This window comes from Streptomyces sp. NPDC051677, assembly GCF_044453465.1.
Lineage (GTDB): Bacteria > Actinomycetota > Actinomycetes > Streptomycetales > Streptomycetaceae > Streptomyces.
On record NZ_JBITCT010000005.1, the window covers coordinates 295,102 to 313,113 of the forward strand.

The 18,012-nt window shown below is 69.8% G+C and carries 6 protein-coding genes; 1 reads left to right on the forward strand and 5 read right to left on the reverse strand.

The window, feature by feature from the left end; all coding sequences use genetic code 11:
* Nucleotides 1-6: 6 nt before the first annotated feature.
* Nucleotides 7-8,082 carry a polymorphic toxin-type HINT domain-containing protein gene (locus ACIBAF_RS08535; RefSeq protein ID WP_399462374.1) on the reverse strand — a complete coding sequence of 2,692 codons (8,076 nt, stop codon included), beginning with the start codon at nucleotides 8,080-8,082 and terminating at the stop codon, nucleotides 7-9.
* A 504-nt stretch (nucleotides 8,083-8,586) separates the two neighbouring features.
* Between ACIBAF_RS08535 and ACIBAF_RS08540 the strand changes: the two genes are divergently transcribed.
* Nucleotides 8,587-11,997, forward strand: a complete 3,411-nt coding sequence (locus tag ACIBAF_RS08540) for a DNRLRE domain-containing protein (RefSeq protein WP_399462375.1) — start codon at nucleotides 8,587-8,589, stop codon at nucleotides 11,995-11,997.
* A 98-nt stretch (nucleotides 11,998-12,095) separates the two neighbouring features.
* Here the strand turns inward: ACIBAF_RS08540 and ACIBAF_RS08545 are convergent, their stop codons facing one another.
* From ACIBAF_RS08545 to ACIBAF_RS08560, 4 genes are read right to left on the reverse strand one after another with little or no spacing between them, the layout of a single operon-like run.
* The gene (locus ACIBAF_RS08545) at nucleotides 12,096-13,043 is read right to left on the reverse strand and encodes an ABC transporter substrate-binding protein (RefSeq protein ID WP_399462376.1); all 948 of its coding nucleotides are present in this window, start codon (nucleotides 13,041-13,043) and stop codon (nucleotides 12,096-12,098) included.
* Between the two features lie 31 nt (nucleotides 13,044-13,074).
* Nucleotides 13,075-15,018 (reverse strand): ABC transporter permease, encoded by a 1,944-nt coding sequence (locus ACIBAF_RS08550; RefSeq protein WP_399462377.1) that lies wholly within the window; start codon nucleotides 15,016-15,018, stop codon nucleotides 13,075-13,077.
* Complete coding sequence (locus tag ACIBAF_RS08555; protein WP_399462378.1) at nucleotides 15,018-16,313, reverse strand: glycine betaine/L-proline ABC transporter ATP-binding protein; 1,296 nt, start codon at nucleotides 16,311-16,313, stop codon at nucleotides 15,018-15,020. Before ACIBAF_RS08555 ends, ACIBAF_RS08550 begins: the two co-directional genes overlap by 1 nt.
* Nucleotides 16,310-17,842, reverse strand: coding sequence for a GMC family oxidoreductase (locus ACIBAF_RS08560; RefSeq protein ID WP_399462379.1), 1,533 nt, complete (start codon nucleotides 17,840-17,842; stop codon nucleotides 16,310-16,312). The genes ACIBAF_RS08555 and ACIBAF_RS08560 overlap by 4 nt, the downstream gene beginning before the upstream one ends.
* Nucleotides 17,843-18,012 lie beyond the last annotated feature (170 nt).

Sequence of the window (18,012 nt, forward strand, 5' to 3'; positions counted from 1 at the left end):
CCCCCATCAATAGATCTTTTTCCAGACCAACTTCAAACTATCCATGGCTTCAGGTCCAAATATGTGCTCGACTCTTCCGCTCACTTCATCGGTCACACGGGTCGTGATATGTCCTGCAGCCTTCAGCCGGTCATACTCGCATTTACACATCTGGAAGATGAGTAGCGCCGGTCTTTCACCAGGCGCTGTCCGACTTCCACCAAATGTAACAGCCGCGCTGAGGGAGTCTCCATCAGCAGGCGTCACGTGGTACGTGAACAGGTTTCCGGGCTGCCCCACTGATCCGCCACTAGAGTTCGCACGAGCCGCATCTCCACTCAACCCGTTGGCCTCGATGCTGTCGGCGTGAGTTGAGGTGGTGCCGTGCGCGAAGTCCATTTTTTCGCCACAGTTGTGGACCAGGACCGGAGTGGTCCCCGCCAGCACGTAGTACGTGTGCACCATGCTGACGGTCAGGTTGTGGACCGTCGCGTCCAGCGCCGTCCAGCGCTTGACCGCCGTGATCTGGACCAGCGTGCCGGCGCTCGTGCGCAGCCACTCGCCCGACTTGAGGTCGGTTGCGTCGATCCAGTCGCCGAGTTCCGGGACCCAGAAGGGGTGTTTGTCGGTCGCGGTGACCTCTGCGGTCTTGGAGCCCTTCTTGCCGTCCGTGTCGATGGTGACCTTGACCAGGTGCTTGACGCCCTTGCCCAGGATCTCGGCGGTGACCGTCTGTGCCGTGGTCTCGCCCGTCTCCGGGTCGGTCGCCAGGACCTTGTCGCCGGCCTTGACGTCCTTGATCGCCTTGGTCGAGCCGTCGGCCATGAGGACCTTGGTGTCCGGCGTGAAGCTGTTGGGCGTCGGGCAGCTCGCGCCCTCACCCCCACCGGAACTGCCCGAGTCCTCCTTGCCCGACTTGCTGCGTGAGCCGCCGGACTTGTTCTCCGCCTTGCCGCCGCCTGCGGAGCCCTTGGACTGGGCGCTCCTGCCTGCCTTGACCTGGGCCGGGTTGCCCCGCGCGCCCTTCGAGCCCGTATGGGCCTTCTTCTTGACCGCCTCCGCGGCGCGTTTGGCGGCCTCTCTCGCCTTGCGTTTCGCCTCCGCCGCGGCCGCCTCCGCGGCCTTCTTCGCCTTGATCAGGGCCGCCTTCGCGGCTTTGGCCGCCTTCAGGCCGGCCTCCGCGACGGCCTTCGCCGCACGCCACGCCTTCACGCCGCGCATCGTGCCCTTGAAGGCCTTCCACATCTTCTTGCCCGCGCTGAAGACCTTCGTCCACGGAATGGCGTCCATCAACAGACTGCCGCACGCCCACAGGTCGCCCTGCGAGAAGCAGCCCATCACGTCGTCCCAGCCGACGAACGCCTTGAACACCGCCCAGCCGGTGGACAGGATCACATCGCCGATCGAACGGCTCAGCGTCTTCTGGTACGAGGCGATCTGCGCGTCCAGCGCTGCGATCGACGCGTCGAAACTCGATGCCGACGACGTCAGACCCGACGGGTCCGCATGCGTCACCGGGTTGTTGTTCGCGTACGAGTAGCCGTTGGCCTGGAGCGGGTCGCTGTCGTCCAGGACCGGGTCCGCCGAGAGGAAACGGCCCGTTGACGGGTCGTACTCTCTCGCCCCCAGGTGCACCAGGCCCGACTGCGCGTCGTCGTCGCCCGTGTGGAAGGCAGTGTGCGAGCGCGGTGCGAGGTTCGCGGCGCGGTCCTCGCCCCACGGGTCCCGCTTCGCCGTGCGCACGATCATGCCGCCGTCGAGACGGACCTCCGCCAGCGGGGTGCCGTTGAGGTCGGTCGACTGGGCGAACTTGTACTCGCTCACGCCCGCCGCGTTGTTGGTGCCCTCGCGGTAACGGGTCACCGCCGGACCGCCGATGCCCGCGTAGGTGCGCTCGGTGTAGCGGGTCTTGCCCGCCGTCGTCAGGGAGACCTTGGTGTCGGGCAGGTTCAGCACAGCGCCGGCGCTGGTGCGCTCCAGCAGGCGGTTGCCCATCGCGTCGTAGACGTAGGTCGTCTTCGACGCGGGCTTCCACAGCTGGGTCGCGACGGTGGAGTTGCAGGCCGCCAGGCTCAGGTCGGTGCCAATGGTGGCGGTGGGCACCGACAGGCACAGGCCCGTCGCCAGGTGCTTGACCTGGCCGGTGCTCAGCGTCTGCCAGCGCTGCCCCGCCACGGCGTTGTCGCAGACCTGGACCAGGACGGCCGCGCCCGCCGCGGTGCCGTTCGGCTGGGCGCAACTCCCGCCGGCGATGAGCTGGCCGATCGTCGCGTCCTCGACCGTGCCGTTGTTGTCGGCGTCGACCGCCTGCACGCGGAAGTTCTGCGCCTTGCTGCCGTTGCACGCGTAGATCTGGATGGCGGTGCCCGCGGCGTTGCTGCCGTTGGAGAGGTCCAGGCACATGTCGCCCGCGCCGACCCAGGCCCCGGAGCCGTCCGCGCCGAAGCCGGTCACGGACTCGACCTGGCCGTCCCAGGTCCAGGTCAGCGCCTGCGCCGTGTCACCGCCCGTGGAGCGCGTCTCCACCGCGCCCGCGGCATCGTACGTCTGCGTCGAGCGCGTCTTGACCTGTGCCCCGGCCGCCGTCGTGGACGTCGTGGTGTACGAGGTCAGGGTGTGCGGCTGGTCGTTCTTCGCCGTGTCGCTGGTGCCGTAGGCGTAGTCGGTGACCACGTCGCCCTTGGTGTCGCGCACCCCGGCCGTGATGGTCGGGTCGGCCTTGTACGCCGTCTTCTTGGTGCGGTTGCCCAGGACGTCGTAGTCGTAGGACTGCCAGTAGCCGGAGTTGTTCGAGGACACGTTGACCGTGCCGTCGGAGTAGACCGGCTCGGCGGTGGTCTTGCCGGTGGCGGTACAGGTGCCGCCGCCCGGCGTGGTCCACGCCTCCTTCAGCTGGCCGAGCGTGTCGTACTTGAAGCACTGCTGGTCGGTCGTCGTGCCCATGCGGTCCGCGACGGACAGGACGTTGCCCGAGGCGTCGTAGGCGTAGGAGCGCTTGCTGACCTCGCTGCCGGGAACGACGGTCGTGTCGGGGTACGGGGTCTCCCGGATGAGCCTGGTGGTCTGGAGCTCGCCGGTGGACTCGTCGAAGGTGCTCTCCTGCCACAGCCGGCGGCCCACCTCGCCCGCGGTCGAGCGCAGCACCTGCCCGTACGGCGAGTACGACACATCGGAGGCGTACCAGTCCTGGCCGGACACCGAGGTCGGCAGGCCGGCCTCGTTGTAGCGGGTGATCACGGCTTCGGCGCTGAGGCCGCCGGCCGCCGGGGCGGTGTACTTCTCCAGCTGACCGTCGTCGTTGTAGGCGTACGTGTAGGTGTACTGGGTGGCGAAGCCGTCCGCCGTCAGGCCCGCGGTGGAGCCCGGGGGCAGCGCGGTGGTCATCGCGGTGGGCTGGTAGTCGGCCGTGTAGCCGGCGATGGAAGTGGTGTAGGGCTTGCCGTCGGTGTAGCGGGTGGCCGAGGAGAGCTGGCCCTTGCCGCCGGTCGCGCCGTCGTAGACATACGACTGGGCGAGCGTGGCGGTGGTGGAGCCCTTCGGGGTGACCTTGATCTGCTCGACGCGGTTCAGGCGCTCGTACGTGTACGCGGTGGTCTGGCCGCGGGCGTCGGTCGCCCTGTCCACGCGGCCGTAGGCGTCGTAGTCGGTGTGCGCGGCGCCCGCGTCCGGGTCGGTGGTGTCGGTGACCCGGCCCAGCGCGTCGTACTTCCAGGTGCGGGTGTGGCCGACGTCGTCGGTGCTGGTCACCATGTCGCCGCGGAGGTCGTACTCGTAGGTCGTGGTGATCGCGCCGGCGTCGGTCAGCGCGGTGTCGCTGAAGGTGTCCTGGCGGGTGGTGCGGCCCAGTGCGTCCGTCCACACCCGGGAAGCGGGGGTGCCCTGCGGCTGGCGGACGACCGTGTAGTCGAGACCGTACTCGTAGCGGGTGCGGCGGTCCGTGGTCTGCACGTCCTTGCCCGCGTTGGTGAACTTCTCGCCCGTCTGCGGGTACGAGCTGTGCACCGGAGTGACCGTCAGGACCCGGCCCAGGCCGTCGTACGTGTACGAGGTGGCGTTGGGGACCAGCGACTCGGAGTCGGGGACGACCAGCTGGGTGTCCGGGTCGCCCTCCATGTAGTACGCGTTGCGGGTGTAGCGCACCTGGCCGGAGCTGTTGTGCAGGGTGTCGGTGACCAGGCGGCCGCCGCCCACCGCGGGGGTCTGGGACTGGCGCTCGCGGCCCAGGCCGTCGTAGATCGTGGTGGACGACTCGTAGGCGCCGTCACCGGCGGCCGTGCTCGGGTTGTCCGAGAGCGACTCGACGACCACGGACACCGGCTTGTCCGACTCGGTGTTGTAGGTGTACCTGACCGTCGGGTCGTCGGTCGGGGACTGGGTGGCGTCCCAGGCTGCGACCGCGCGGCCGAGCGGGTCGTACTCGTACGACGTGACGCGGTCGTTGGCGTCGGTCGACTTGATGGTGGTACCGCGGCCGGGCTCCAGAGTGGTGACCTCGGTGAAGCCGGTCTCCACGCCGTCGACGACCTTGCTGCCCGTGACCGTGTCGATCCGGTAGACCTGACCGCTGTCCGGCGTGTACTTGGTCGTGTTGACGACGCCCGTCGGGTCGGTGACCTTCACGACCCGGCCGACCGGGTCGTACTCCGTGCGCGACTCGGGGTTGGTCGTCTCCCAGCCCGTGCCCGCGCCGGTCGGCGCGAGCGTCTTGGACGCCAGGCCCTTGGTGGGCGTGGCGGTGTGCGAGGCAGCGCCGTCGTAGAACATGCGCGAGGCGCTGACCAGCGTCGCCGCCGTGGAGCTGGAGAGGTCGGCGGAGCAGGCGGTGGTGCCGGTGGTGGTGACGGTCTGGGCGACCAGGCCGACGAGGTAGTTCTCGCCGCTCGTGTTGTGCACGTACGAGGTCGCCGTGCACGACTCGTCGCCGGTGACGGCCACATCGCCGTATTCGCGGACCTGGGTCGGCAGGCCGTAGGCAGCGTCGTAGTCGGTCTGGGTGGTGATCGTGCGCAGGAACGAGCCGTCCGGGCCCTTCACCGAGGCCTTGCTGATGGTCCTGGTCTCGCCGAGGGTGACGCGCTCGGACACGACGTCGGGGCCGTCGGTGCGGTTGCGGGTGGCCAGGCGGACCGGGGTGTCGGGGATGTTGACCGTGCGGGCTGTCCAGCCGGTGTCGGTGGCCGCGCTCGTGTCGGGGTAGGTCAGCGACTCGGCGACCATGCCGGCGTACGCCTTGCGGTCCTCCTTGAGTACCGCGCCGGTGATGTCCGTCATGGTGTAGGAGCGCTTGACGTCGTCGGACGCGTTCCCCGGGGTGTCGTCGGCGAGGACGTCGTCGCTCATGCCGCGGAAGTAGCGGGTGACGGACTTGGAGGCGGCGGTGCCCTCGGCGGCGTCCGTCGTGCCGGTGATGGTGGTGACGGTGGGGTAGCCGCGCCAGTCGTCCCAGGTGCGCTTCTTGGGGCGGGAGAACTCCGCCTGGTTCTTGGCCCACAGCGCGCCGTTCACCGCGTCGCCGAAGGTCTCGTACTTGTACTGCGTCACGATCTCCTTGGCGTCCGCCAGCCGCGGAAACTCGGTGATCCTGTCGACGACGTACTTGTGGAACCAGGAGATGCGCTTGTCCTCCAGCTCACCGTCCGCGTGCCAGTAGGCCGGGTAGCAGAGCTGGTCGTTTCTGTCGATCGTCGGGCGGGTGGCGCCGGTGACGCACTGGCCCTCGGGGGCCTTGTAGTCGACGTGGGTGCGGCCGCCGTACTCGGAGACGACCTCCTGGATGCGCAGCCGGGCGAACACCTCGTCCGGGTCGGACGCGCTGTTCTTGACGCGGTTGGGCAGAGCGGTCTCGTTGTGGGCGAAGGACACCGGGTTGAGGGTGGAGGAGGAACCGTCCACCGCGTACCCGACGCGGGCGATGGACTCCAGCCACAGCGCGGTGTACTCGCCCGTCAAATTCCACGGGAACGACTGCTTCAGGCCCCAGGAGTCGACCTTGGACAGCAGGGTCGTGGTGGCTGAGTCGCCCGCCAGGCCGCAGGCGTTTCGCTGGCCGCTCTCGTTGCCATCGGCGTCGGAGGCGTACTCCGTCAGCCGGACGCCCTGCTCACGCTGGGCGCAGGCGTCGACCGAGGCCAGGCGTTTGCGCGACCAGAAGGTCGGAGCGTACGTCTGGCACTTCTTGCCGGACTCGCAGGACAGGTCGGCCGGGGTGTCGAACCACGGCCGGGTGCGGTCGGACTGCTTGGAGTCGAAGTTGGTCTCCGAGCAGTCCACCTTGAAGGGGTTGTCGGCGAAGCAGCGCTCGGCGGCGTGGAAGCGCATCCTGCCGAGCGGCTCCTCGCTGAACAGGGACCCGGCGCGCTGCCCGTAGTCGATGTGGGAGAGGTAGCCGCCGCGGTCGTAGACGACGGGAGGCTTCTCCTTCATGTTCTGCGCGTAGGCGTTCTTCTCCTTCTCCCACCACAGCGTCATCGCGTTGCCGGTGGTGTCCACGACGTAGTCGAGCTGGAAGCGCCAGCCCTGGTCGCAGAAGGAGTCCTTGAACGCGGGCTTGTAGCAGGGGTCGGTGTCGTGGTTGCCGGCGACGGGCACCGACAGCACCGACTTGGTCTCCGGCTTGCCCGAGGTCCAGCCCGGCAGGCGGTTGAGGCCGAAGTAGTACTGGGTGCCGTCGTCGGTGGTGACGCGCCAGAACTCGCCGTTGTCGTCACCGTTGTTCGAGCCGTCGATGCCGGTGATGCGCTTGTAGTCGGCCGCGTCGAGCAGTTCGATGCGCAGGTTGTCGCCGCGGGCGCTCTTCCACTGCTTGGTGGTGTCGTCACGTACCAGCTCGGTGGTGGTCCCGTTGAGGGAGAGCACGGCGTTGTACGAGCCCCAGCACTGGTCGCCGGTGAAGTGGCCCTTGTTGTTGGCGTTCGCGGTGTCGGCGGCGCAGCCCACGAAGGTGCGGGTGATGGAGCCGGGGTTGTAGTCCCAGCCCTCGCCGACCCAGGAGACCTGGTTGTTGGTGGAGGACGTCCGTCCGTCCGAGGTCTGCGAGTTGTAGCTGAGGGTGACGTTGGGCGAGGGGCCGGACGGGATCTGCGGGGCGGCCATGGTGTAGGCGTAGGTGAACGCGCCGGAGGAGCTGCCTGCCGTCCAGGAGCCTGCGGAGACGATGGGGCTGGCGGAGAAGTCGCCGCCGGAGCCGGCGCCGTAGGAGCTGCCGACCAGGAGCCCGCCGCCGGAGGAGTCGGCGATCTGCCGCACGGCGTCGGCGGCGCGGCCTGCGTGCCAGACCGCGGAGCTCACCGTGGAGTCGTTCCCGGTGCTCACGGCGGGGTCGGCAGTCGCCGTGGCCGTGGTGCCCGAGACGGCCTGTAGTTGGGCCGTGTCCAGGGTGACGTTGACGAAGGTCTCGGGCACCGGCTTGGTGGTGTCGGTGGAGCCGACTACCTCGTCGGTCGCGCCGTCCTCGCCGGAGTCCGCCTCGGAGCCCGAGGAGTCACCGGCGTCCACCGCCACGTTGACGGTGTTGCCGGTGCGCTCGACCTCGGTGCTCACCGGAACACCGGTGGAGCACTCCTCCAGGTCGGGCGTCTCTGCGTAGCAGGACGGCATCAGGGTGAAGGAGAGCCGGTCGAGCCACTGGGCGCTATAGGTCTCGGCGAGCTTGGTGGCGTCGATGGAGACGACCGCGTCGCCGGTGGCGGTGTCGGGCGCGTCGACGGCGAGCATGAAACCCTGTGCGCCATTGGCCACGGCCTGGTCCTCGGACGCGGCGGCGATGCTCCACTGGCCTTCGAGGGCGTCGACCTGGGCCGGGGAGGCTCCCTCCGGCGCGCCGACGCCGATGCTCATGGTGCTGTCGGCCGACTTGGCGACCTCGGTCGTGGCGCCGGCGGTCAGGTTGTCGACGGCTTTGGTGCCGGATGCCTCCGGCACCTCGGCGACGGCTGCGGGTATGTACTCCTTCGGCTCTGCCGGAGCCTGGCCGGACAGCGTCTTGAGGTCGTCGGTCAGCTGCTCGTCGGCCGGGACGGGGTCCGTCTCCTGCAGCTCGGCGAGATCGACCTTCGTACGGGTGTCGTCGGGTCCGAACGCCACGGCGCCGGGCAGGAGGGTCACATTGAGGGCGAGGACCAGCCCGGCTATGACACCGACCCGGGTTCTACGACGGACCAGACGCTCACGCGGCGATCTCGCCAGTGAACCTCTCCCGCACCACGACAACACCGCACGCACGGCCAATCGACCCTTTCCGAGTCATAAACCACCAGAAACGAGCGGACCGATGGCACATGGTGATCAATTATTTACAGACCGAGCATGAACATAAAGGTGTCGTGAAGATCCACGTCAAGATGTGCTGAATCTGTGTTAGCTATGTCACTGATCAAAATCAGACAAAGAACGGCAAAGAAACGCTCCAGGGCTCTTTGCGTCGGCCTTGCCAACCCGCCGCCGTCCGAAGGGTGTTGATCTCGCCCGGAGTAGCTGTCCATACTCCAACCGCCCAATCCGACGCGTCGCGCGCTCGTCACGGCTTGTCACCAGGCCCGAGGGCACCCCCGGAAGAGCCATGCCGCGCCGGTCCGACGCCCCGCGGCCCAGCCTGTTGGAGAAGGGCCCTTGAGCGACCTCGACACCGCCCCGGAACCAAGTCCGCCCGGCAGAAGGCGCGTCCGGCGCGCCCTGGCGGCTGCCGTCGCGCTGGCCGTGCTGGCAGGCGGCGCCGCCGTGCTGTCCCTGCGGGACGACACCGCAGACTCCTCCAACGACAAGACCACGCGCGCCGCGTCGCCGGTCGACGAGGACGAGGCCCAGCGCCGGGCGCGCAAGAGCGGCAAGCAGGTCGAAGTCGCCACGCTGACAGACGAGTTCTCCACGACGTACGCCAACGCCGACGGGTCGTTCACCTACACGTCGTCGGTCGCGCCCGTGCGCGCGAAGAACACAGAGGGCGCGTGGGCGCCGATCGACACCGGCCTGCGCAAGGGCGACGCAGGCTGGCACACTGTCAACAGCCCCTATCCGGTGACCTTTTCGGCGGGCGGGAAGGGTGACGGCACGGCCCGCAAGGCGGTGACGCGCACCTCCGGCTCCATCGTCCGGACGGCCGTCTTCCACACCGGGAGCAACAGCGCCCAGCAGATCGACGACGCGGCCGACTCCGTATGGACCCCGCTGCTGACGATGACCGCCGAGGGCCACGACATCGACTTCGAGTGGCCCGGCCCGCTGCCCGAGCCGGTCGTCGAGGACAACCGCGCGCTGTACGAGGGCGTCCTGCCCGGCGTGGACCTGATGCTGTCCGCGCGGGACACCGGCTTCACCCATGTTCTGGTCGTGCACACACCCGAGGCCGCCGCGAAGTTGGCCGCCACCCCACCGCGTTACCGTGTCACCTCGTCCAGCCTCACCTTCGCCCTCGACCCGTCGACCGATGTACTGATGGCCAAGGACAGCGTGGGAAGGGAGATAGCCGTCTCCCCCACGCCGTTCTTGTGGGACTCCGCAGGCGCCCACGACACGGACACCGAGTCCACCGCCCCACAGGCCGCGACCGGCGCCAACGAGGATCCCGAGGTCGTGGAGGGGGCAGCCGCCGCGGACGCCGCCGAACAGAACGCGGACCCCGCCGCCTACGCGCAAACCGAGGCCGCGAACGACACGCTCGCCCTGCCCGCCGTGAACGGCCCCGGCGAGGGCGCCCACGCCGCCACCGCGGCCGCCGACTTCGAGGCCGGCGTCCTGACCGTCACCCCGCCGAAGAGCTACCTCACGGCCACCGAGAACCTGACCTACCCGATCTTCGTCGACCCCTCCACGACCGGCATCCGCGCCAACTGGACCACGGCCTACAAGAAGTACCCGGGCTCCAGCTTCTACGACGGCGCCAACTACAACGAGGACACCAAGGAGGCCCGCGTCGGCTTCGAGCGGGACACCTGGGGCACCGCCCGCTCCTTCTTCAAAATGAAGATCATCAGCTCCATCAAGGGCGCGGCCGTCTCCAGTGCCACCCTGAAGGTCCTCGAAACCCACTCCTGGTCGTGCAGCAAGCGCACCGTGCAGGTGTGGCGCACCGATCCCTTCGGCGCCAAGACCACCTGGAACAACCAGCCGGCCTGGAAGAGGAAGATCACCTCGAAGTCCTTCGCCTACGGCTGGAAGTCCAACAGCGCCTGCCCGGACGCCTACGTCAACTTCACCGTCACCTCGCTGGCCCAGGAGGTCGCGGACAACGGCTGGACCGACTTCAACGTGGGTCTGGTCGCATCCACGGCGTCCACCGCACCGACCGGCTCCGCCGGCAGCCTGGAGACCGACACGTACTCCTGGAAGAAGTTCCAGGCGGAGGGGGGCGGTTCGCCCTCCGTGTCCATCACCTACAACCGCAAGCCGAACGCTCCGACGACCCTCACCATGAGCCCCGGCTCCTGCGACACCAGTGCGGCCCCGTACATCAAGGTCGGCAAATCCGCGAGCATCTCCATCGGCGCCAAGGCCACCGACCCGGACGGCGTGCTCAGCAGGCTGGAGTTCGAACTCACGCGGACCGACACCGGCGCGAAGACCGTCTACAGCAGGCCGACGACCAACGGGGCCGCCGCCACCGCCGCCCTCACCGGGCTGGTCAACGGCGTCACCTACCAGTGGCGGGTACGCGCCTGGGACGACACGACCAGCAGCGCCTATTCACCCAGCACCGGCTACTGCCGCTTCGTCTACGACACCGACCTGCCCGACTCCCCCGCTCCCCCAGTCTCGACGGACTTCCCCGCCGACGACGACGCGGACGGCAACCCCGAGGCCTGGTCCAGGCAACCCTTCGGCACCGGCGGCGCGTTCACCTTCGCGATCGGCGATCCGGCCGAGACCGACATCGTGAAGTTCGTCTACTCCATCAACTCCACCAACTACGCCGGTTACGTCTGCGCGAGCGGCAAGCAGGGCACCACGGGCGGGCTCACCGCCTCCTGCGCCACTCCCGTCAAGTCGGCCACCGTCACCGGCGTCCAGCCGCCCTCCGCCGGTCCCAACATCCTGTACGTCAAGGAAGTCGACTCGGCCGGCAACGTCTCCCCCAACCCCACCAAGTACTTCTTCTACGTCACACCCCGCTCGACGCCGGACGGCGCGGGCGACCTGAACGGCGACGGCACGGCCGACTTCGGCCGGGTCGACGCCGCCGGCAACCTGACGATCAGCGCGGTGTCGCAGAACGGCGCCTATGTCGCCGACACATTCGGCACCCACGACAAGGGGAACCTGCTCACCGATGGCAAGACCGTCCCGCACATCTGGGACGGCGCCAACAGGTACTCCCTGGTCACCCACAACGGTGACTTCGCTCCCTCCGACGGCGTCACCGACTGGGTGGTGCGCACTCCAGAGGGCCGGCTCTTCCTCTACCCCGGCGACGGCTACGGCGCAATCGACGTCAGCAAGCGCATCGAGGTGCAGCTCCCGACCAACGCCCCCGCTCCCGCGACCTACTCGGAGATCAAGTCGGCAGGTGACATCACGGGTGACGGTCAGCCGGAGCTGTTCGTGACCGGCGGAGTGGGCGGCGCCGAACTGTGGGTCTTCACCGGCTACAGCGGCGGGGCCTTCACCACGGCCACTCAGCTGACCACTTCCGGCTGGGCCGACGCCGAGCGGGACTTTGTGGCCATCGCCGACTACAACGCCGACGGCGCCGCCGACCTGACGTACCGGACCTCGGCCGGCCACATCCTCCTGCGCAAGGGCGTCCTCGACAGCGACGGCGTGGGAACAGTCCTGACCAGTCTGGGCACGTCCGGGGCGAGTCTGGACGGCGGCGACGACATGTACGTCACCGGCACCATGACCCGCGCCGCCTTCCCCCTGCTCTACGGCAGCCCCGACACCACCGGTGACGGCATCCCCGACATCTGGGCGACGAACAGTGCCGGTGCGCTCCTGCTGTACAAGGGCGGCGCCACAGCGATCGGCACCGCCACGACGCTGCGCACCAGCGGCTACACCACCAGCGCGGTCAAGCAACTGGGCTGACGCCGACTCCTACAGAAAGGGGGTCCGAGACGCTGGTCTCGGACCCCTTTTCAGGCACTACCGACCTGATGCGGCTGCGCGCCTCCGGCGTGAGCGGGTCAGGACAGCCACGCCTTCCACGTGGGCTCGTGGCTGTTCACCCACTTCTTCGCGGCCTCCTCCGGGGTGAGTTTCTCGTCGGCGATCATCAGGGAGACCTCGTTCTGGTCCTCTGTCGTCCACTTGAACTTCTTCAGGAACGCGGCCGCCTTGCCGCCGTCCTTCGCGAAGTCCGCGTTGAGGTACTTCTCCAGCGGGGTGTGCGGGTAGCCGCAGGCCACCTTCGCCGGGTCGGCGTCGCAGCCCTCCTTGTACGCGGGGAGCTTCACCTCCGTCATCGGGACCTTCTTGAACAGCCACTGCGGGGCGTACCAGTAGGTGAGGAAGGGCTTCTTCTCCTTGGCAAACTGGCGGATCTGGGTGATCTGCGCGGCCTCCGAACCGGCGAACACGACCTGGTAGTCGAGCTTCAGGTTGTCGACGAGGGCCTTGTCGTTGGTGACGTAGGACGGGGAGCCGTCCATGAGCTGGCCCTTGCCGCCGCTCTCGGCGGTGCGGAACAGGGACGCGTACTTGTCGAGGTTCTTCCAGTTCGTGATGTCGGGGTGCTGTGTGACGAGGTACGTCGGCACGAACCAGCCGATGTGCCCGGTGACGCCGAGGTCGCCGCCGCGGGCGATCGTCTTCTTGTCGTCGACGTACCGCTTCTCCTGGTCGGGGTGGCCCCAGTCCTCCAGGATCGCGTCGACCCGGCCCTGGCTGAGCGCGTCCCAGGCGGGGATCTCGTCGACCTGCACGGTGTCGACGCGGTAGCCGAGCTTGTGTTCGAGGAGGTACTGGGCGACGGCGACGTTGGACTGCGCGCCCACCCAGGACTGCACGGACAGGGTGACGGTCTTCGCGCCCTGGGCGTTGGCGAAGGGCGAGGCCTGCTTGGTCATGTCGGCGGCCCCGCAGCCGGACAGCAGCAGCGCCGACGCGCCGACCACGGCAGCCGTCGTCGTCATACGCGTACCCATACGCATACGAATCCGCATGTCACGCTCCCTTCTTCGCGCGGCGTTCCGTCGGCTGCGTCACCCGGTCGAGCATCAGGCCGAGGCAGACGATGGCGGCGCCGGCCACCAGACCGGTCGCGAGGTCGCCCTGGGCGAGCCCGAAGACGGCGTCGTAGCCGAGCGCGCCGCCGCCGACCAGACCGCCGATGACGACGACGGCGAGGACGAGGACCACGCCCTGGTTCACGGCGAGCAGCAACGCGGGCCGGGCGAGCGGGAGTTGGACCTGCCGGAGCTGTTGCGTGCCGGTCGCGCCGAGGGACCGGGCCGACTCCATCGCCGCCTGGTCGACCTGCCGCAGGCCCTGCGCGGTGATCCGGACGACGGCGGGCAGCGCGTAGACGACGGCCGCCGCGACGGCGGGTGCGCGGCCGACGCCGAACAGCGCGACGACCGGGATCAGGTACACGAACTGCGGCATCGTCTGGAAGACGTCCAGGACGAGACGCAGCAGCCGCTCGAAGCGGTCGCTGCGGGCGGCGGCGACGCCGATCGCGAAGCCGAGGACGAGGGTGACGGCGACGGCGGCCAGCACCTGGGACAGGGTGTCCAGGGACGGCTCCCACACGCCGAGCACACCGGTCGCGGCGAGCGCGAGGACGGCGGTCAGTGCGGTGCGCCAGGTGCCGATCGGCCAGGCGATCGCGGCGACCAGCAGCAGCACCGCCCACCAGGGCAGCCCCTGCAGGCCGTCCCGGACGGGGTCGAGGACCCAGGTGGTGAAGTGGCCGGCCCAGTCGGCGGTGCCGCCGACGACGGGCACCCCGGAGTACAGGTGGTCGGTCATCCAGCCGACGGCGTCGTTGACCGGGGCGGCGATGGTCACCGTCCAGGAGTCGGGCCAGTCGAGCCGGCCGACCGCGCGTCCGGCGAGGGCCACGGCCACGGCGGCGGCCGTCGCGTAGGCCCAGGTGGTCCACCGGGCGGGCGCGTCGTCGCTCCCGTGTCCGGCGGCGGCCGTGACGCGGTCCAGGACGACCGCGAGCAGCACGATCGGGATGCCGGCGGCGAGGGCCGCGCCCACGTCGACGGAGGCCAGCGCCTGGTAGACGCGGTCGCCGAGGCCGCCCGCGCCGATCACCGACGCGATGACCGCCATCGACAGCGCCATCATGATCGTCTGGTTGAGGCCGAGGAGGAGTTCCCTGCGGGCCAGCGGGATCCGGGCGGTCAGCAGGCGTTGGCGTGCGGTCGCGCCCAGCGAGTCCACCGCCTCCAGGACCTCCTTGTCGGCGCCGCGCAGACCGAGCGCAGTGAGCCGGGCCATGGGCGGGGCGGCGTAGACGACGGTGGCCAGGACGGCCGCCGGGACGCCGATGCCGAAGACGAGCACGACCGGGAGGAGGTACGCGAACGCGGGCAGCACCTGCATGGTGTCCAGGACCGGGCGCAGGGCGCGGTCGAGGCGCTCGGAGAGACCGCCGGCCAGGCCGAGCAGCGCGCCCACGACGACCGACACGAGGACGGCGACGACCATCAGGGCGAGCGTCTGCATCGTCGGCACCCACATGCCGAGCAGGCCGCAGGCCAGGAACGCGGCCGCCGTGCCGAGCGCGAGGCGCACGCCGGCCACGCGCCAGGCGATCAGCGCGCCCGCCGCGGTGACGCCCGCCCAGCCGGCGGCGAGCAGGAGGAGGTAGACGGCGCGTACGGAGAGGACCACTCCGTTGCTGACGTGACCGAGGAAGTAGAGGAACAGGGGGTGGCTGTCCCGGTTGTCGATGATCCAGTCGCTGGTGCTGGTGAGGGGTTTGGTGAGGTCGACGGTGAGCGATGCGGGCCAGCTGCCGCTGGACCAGCGGGCGTTGGCCAGCGGGACGAGGATCGCGGCGGCCAGGGCGAGGATGAGGAGCTTGCGGGCGGCCTGGTGTTTGAGGAAGGCCGGGAGCGCGAGTCGGGGGGTGGGAGCGGTGACCGTTGCCATCAGACGGCCTCCGTGTCGGTGCTCGGGGGCTGGGGTGCTTGCCCGCGCTGACGGGGCGCCGCTTGCTCGGGGACGGGCGCCGCCCCAGCGGCACGCCTGCCCGCGGCTACGGCGGCGTCGGCCGCGCCGGCTGGCATGGCGTCGGCGGCCGGCATGGCGTCGGCGGCCGGCATGGCGTCGGCGGCCGTGTCGGTGGCAGTGTCGGTTGCAGCGGCAGTGGTGGTCACGGTGGACGTTCCGGCCACCACCGCCAGGAGGGCGTCCGAGTCGACCATGCCCAGGCAGCGGCCGGCGTCCATGACTCGGGCCGGAGTGCCTGCCCGGGCCACCGCCTCGATGGCCTGGGAGACCGTCGCGGCCGGGGACACCGCCGGGCCGCTTCCCGCCTCCCCCGCGGTCGCGGGCCGCATGGCCGTGCGGACGGTCAGCACCTGCTCGCGCGGCACGTCGCGGACGAACTCGCGGACGTAGTCGTCGGCCGGGGAGCCCACGATCTCCTCGGGGGTGCCCAACTGCACCACGCGGCCGTCGCGCATGAGGGCGATGCGGTCGCCCAGTTTCAGGGCCTCGCTGAGGTCGTGCGTGATGAAGACCATCGTGCGGCCCTCCTCGCGGTGCAGCCGGACGACCTCCTCCTGCATGTCGCGCCGGATGAGCGGGTCGAGGGCGCTGAACGGCTCGTCGAAGAGGAGGACCTCCGGGTCGACGGCCAGCGCCCGGGCCAGGCCGACGCGTTGCCGCTGGCCGCCGGAGAGCTGGGCGGGCCTGCGCTGTTCCATGCCGTCGAGGCCGACCTTCGCGACGACCTCCTTCGCGCGCGCCCGTCGCTCGGCGCGGCCGATGCCCTGGATCTCCAGGCCGTACGCCACGTTGTCGAGGACGGTGCGGTGCGGGAGCAGGCCGAAGTGCTGGAAGACCATGGCGGCGCGGTGCCGGCGCAGTTCGCGCAGCCGGGTGCGGTCCATCGCGCGGACGTCCTCGCCGTCGACGGCGATCGTGCCGGCCGTCGGCTCGATCAGCCGGGTCAGACAGCGCACGAGGGTGGACTTGCCGGAGCCGGACAGGCCCATCACGACGAAGACCTCGCCCTTGCGGACGTCGAAGGAGACGTCCCGGACGGCGGCCGTGCAGCCGGTGCGGGAGCGCAGCTCGGCGGGGGCCAGCGAGGCCAGGTCGGGGTCGGCGGGGATCCGGTCGGCCTTGGGGCCGAAGACCTTCCACAGGCCGTCGACCGAGAAGACGGGGGCGTCGGCGCCCGTGGTGGGCGGCTTGCGGGTGGCGGGCGTGGTCGTCATCGGGCATCGCCTCCGATCAGGTCGACGGCTTTCTCTCCGACCATCAGCACCCCGATCATCGGGTTGACGGCGGTCATGGTCGGGAACACGGACGCGTCGGCGATCCGCAGACCGTCCAGGCCGCGCACCCTCAACTGCGGGTCCACCACGGCCTGTTCGTCGTCGACGGCGCCCATCCGGCAGGTGCCCGCCGGGTGGTACACGGTGTGGGCGACCTTGCGGGCGTACTCGCTGAGCTCCTCGTCGCCCGTGACGTGCTGGCCGGGGGCGACCTCGCGTTTGAGCCAGCCGGCCAGCGGCTCGGTCTTCGCGATCTCGCGGGCGATGCGGATGCCGTCGACGAGGGTGCGGCCGTCGTAGTCGTCCTCGTCGGTGAAGTAGCGGAAGTCGAGGGCGGGCTTCACGGCCGGGTCCGCGCTCTGCAGGTAGAGCCGTCCGCGGGACTTCGGCTTGGGGATGTTGGGGGTCATCGAGACTCCGTACGGCGGGCGTTCGTAGCCCAGGCGCTCCGGGTTGTCGGTGAAGGGGACCTGGTAGAAGTGGAACATCAGGTCGGGGCCCGCGTGGTCGGGGTCGCGGCGCACGAACAGGCCGGCGTCGGAGTCCATCGCGGAGTTCTCCGGTATCGGCCCGTGGGTCTCCCAGACGATCACCGACTCGGGGTGGTCGAGGAGGTTCTCGCCGACGCCGGGCAGGTCGTGGACGACGGGGATGCCGAGCGCGTCCAGGTCGGCCTTGGGTCCGATGCCGGAGTGCAGGAGGAGCCGGGGCGAGTCGACGGCTCCCGCGCACAGCACGACCTCGCGCCGGGCCCGTACGAGGATCTCCTCGCCGTCCTTCGTGCGGACGTGCACGCCCCGCGCGCGGGAGCCGTCCAGCTCCAGCCGGTACGCCCAGGTCTCCAGCAGGATCGTCAGGTTGGGCCGCTCGTCGAGGACCGGGTGCAGGTAGGCCACCGAGGCGCTGGAGCGCTTGTTGGTCTCGGGGTGGTAGGCGAGGTCGAAGAAGCCGACGCCGTCGGTGAAGGGCTTGCGGTTGAAGCCCTCGACGCGGGGTACCCCGACGGCCTGCTGTGCCGCTGCGACGAAGTCGCGGGCGACGGCGTTCCGGTCCTTCTCGTCGACCGGGACGATGTTGTTCAGCAGGCGCGCGTAGTACGCCTCCATCGGGACCGCGCCCCAGCCCTGGGCGCCGGCCGCCTCCCACTCGTCGAAGTCGGAGGGCAGCGGCTTGAAGGCGATGAGCGTGTTGTGGGAGGAGCAGCCGCCGAGGACGCGGGCGCGGCTGTGCCGGATGTGGGAGTTGCCGCGCGGCTGCTCGGTGGTCGGGTAGTCGTAGTCGAGTTCGCCGCCGAGCAGGCCCATCCAGCGGCGCAGGGTGAGGACGTCGTCGCGGCCGACGTCGGTGGGGCCGCCCTCGATGACGGCGACGGTGGTGTCGGGGTTCTCGGTCAGCCGGGAGGCGATGACGGAACCGGCAGTTCCGCCTCCGATGACCACATAGTCGTAGACGTGGGGTTTCTCGGACATGGGGGGTACTCCAGGGAGGTCTGAGCGTTCTGAGCGGCTGAGCGGGCTGAGCGGACTGAGTCGCCCAAGTCGTCTGGGGGGTGCCTCTATGTCTTCCGTCAAGGCGCCCCTGACGGGTTTGGTGTGGTTCGGGGTTGCTGGGGTTATGCGGCGAGCTCGACGTCCGTCGG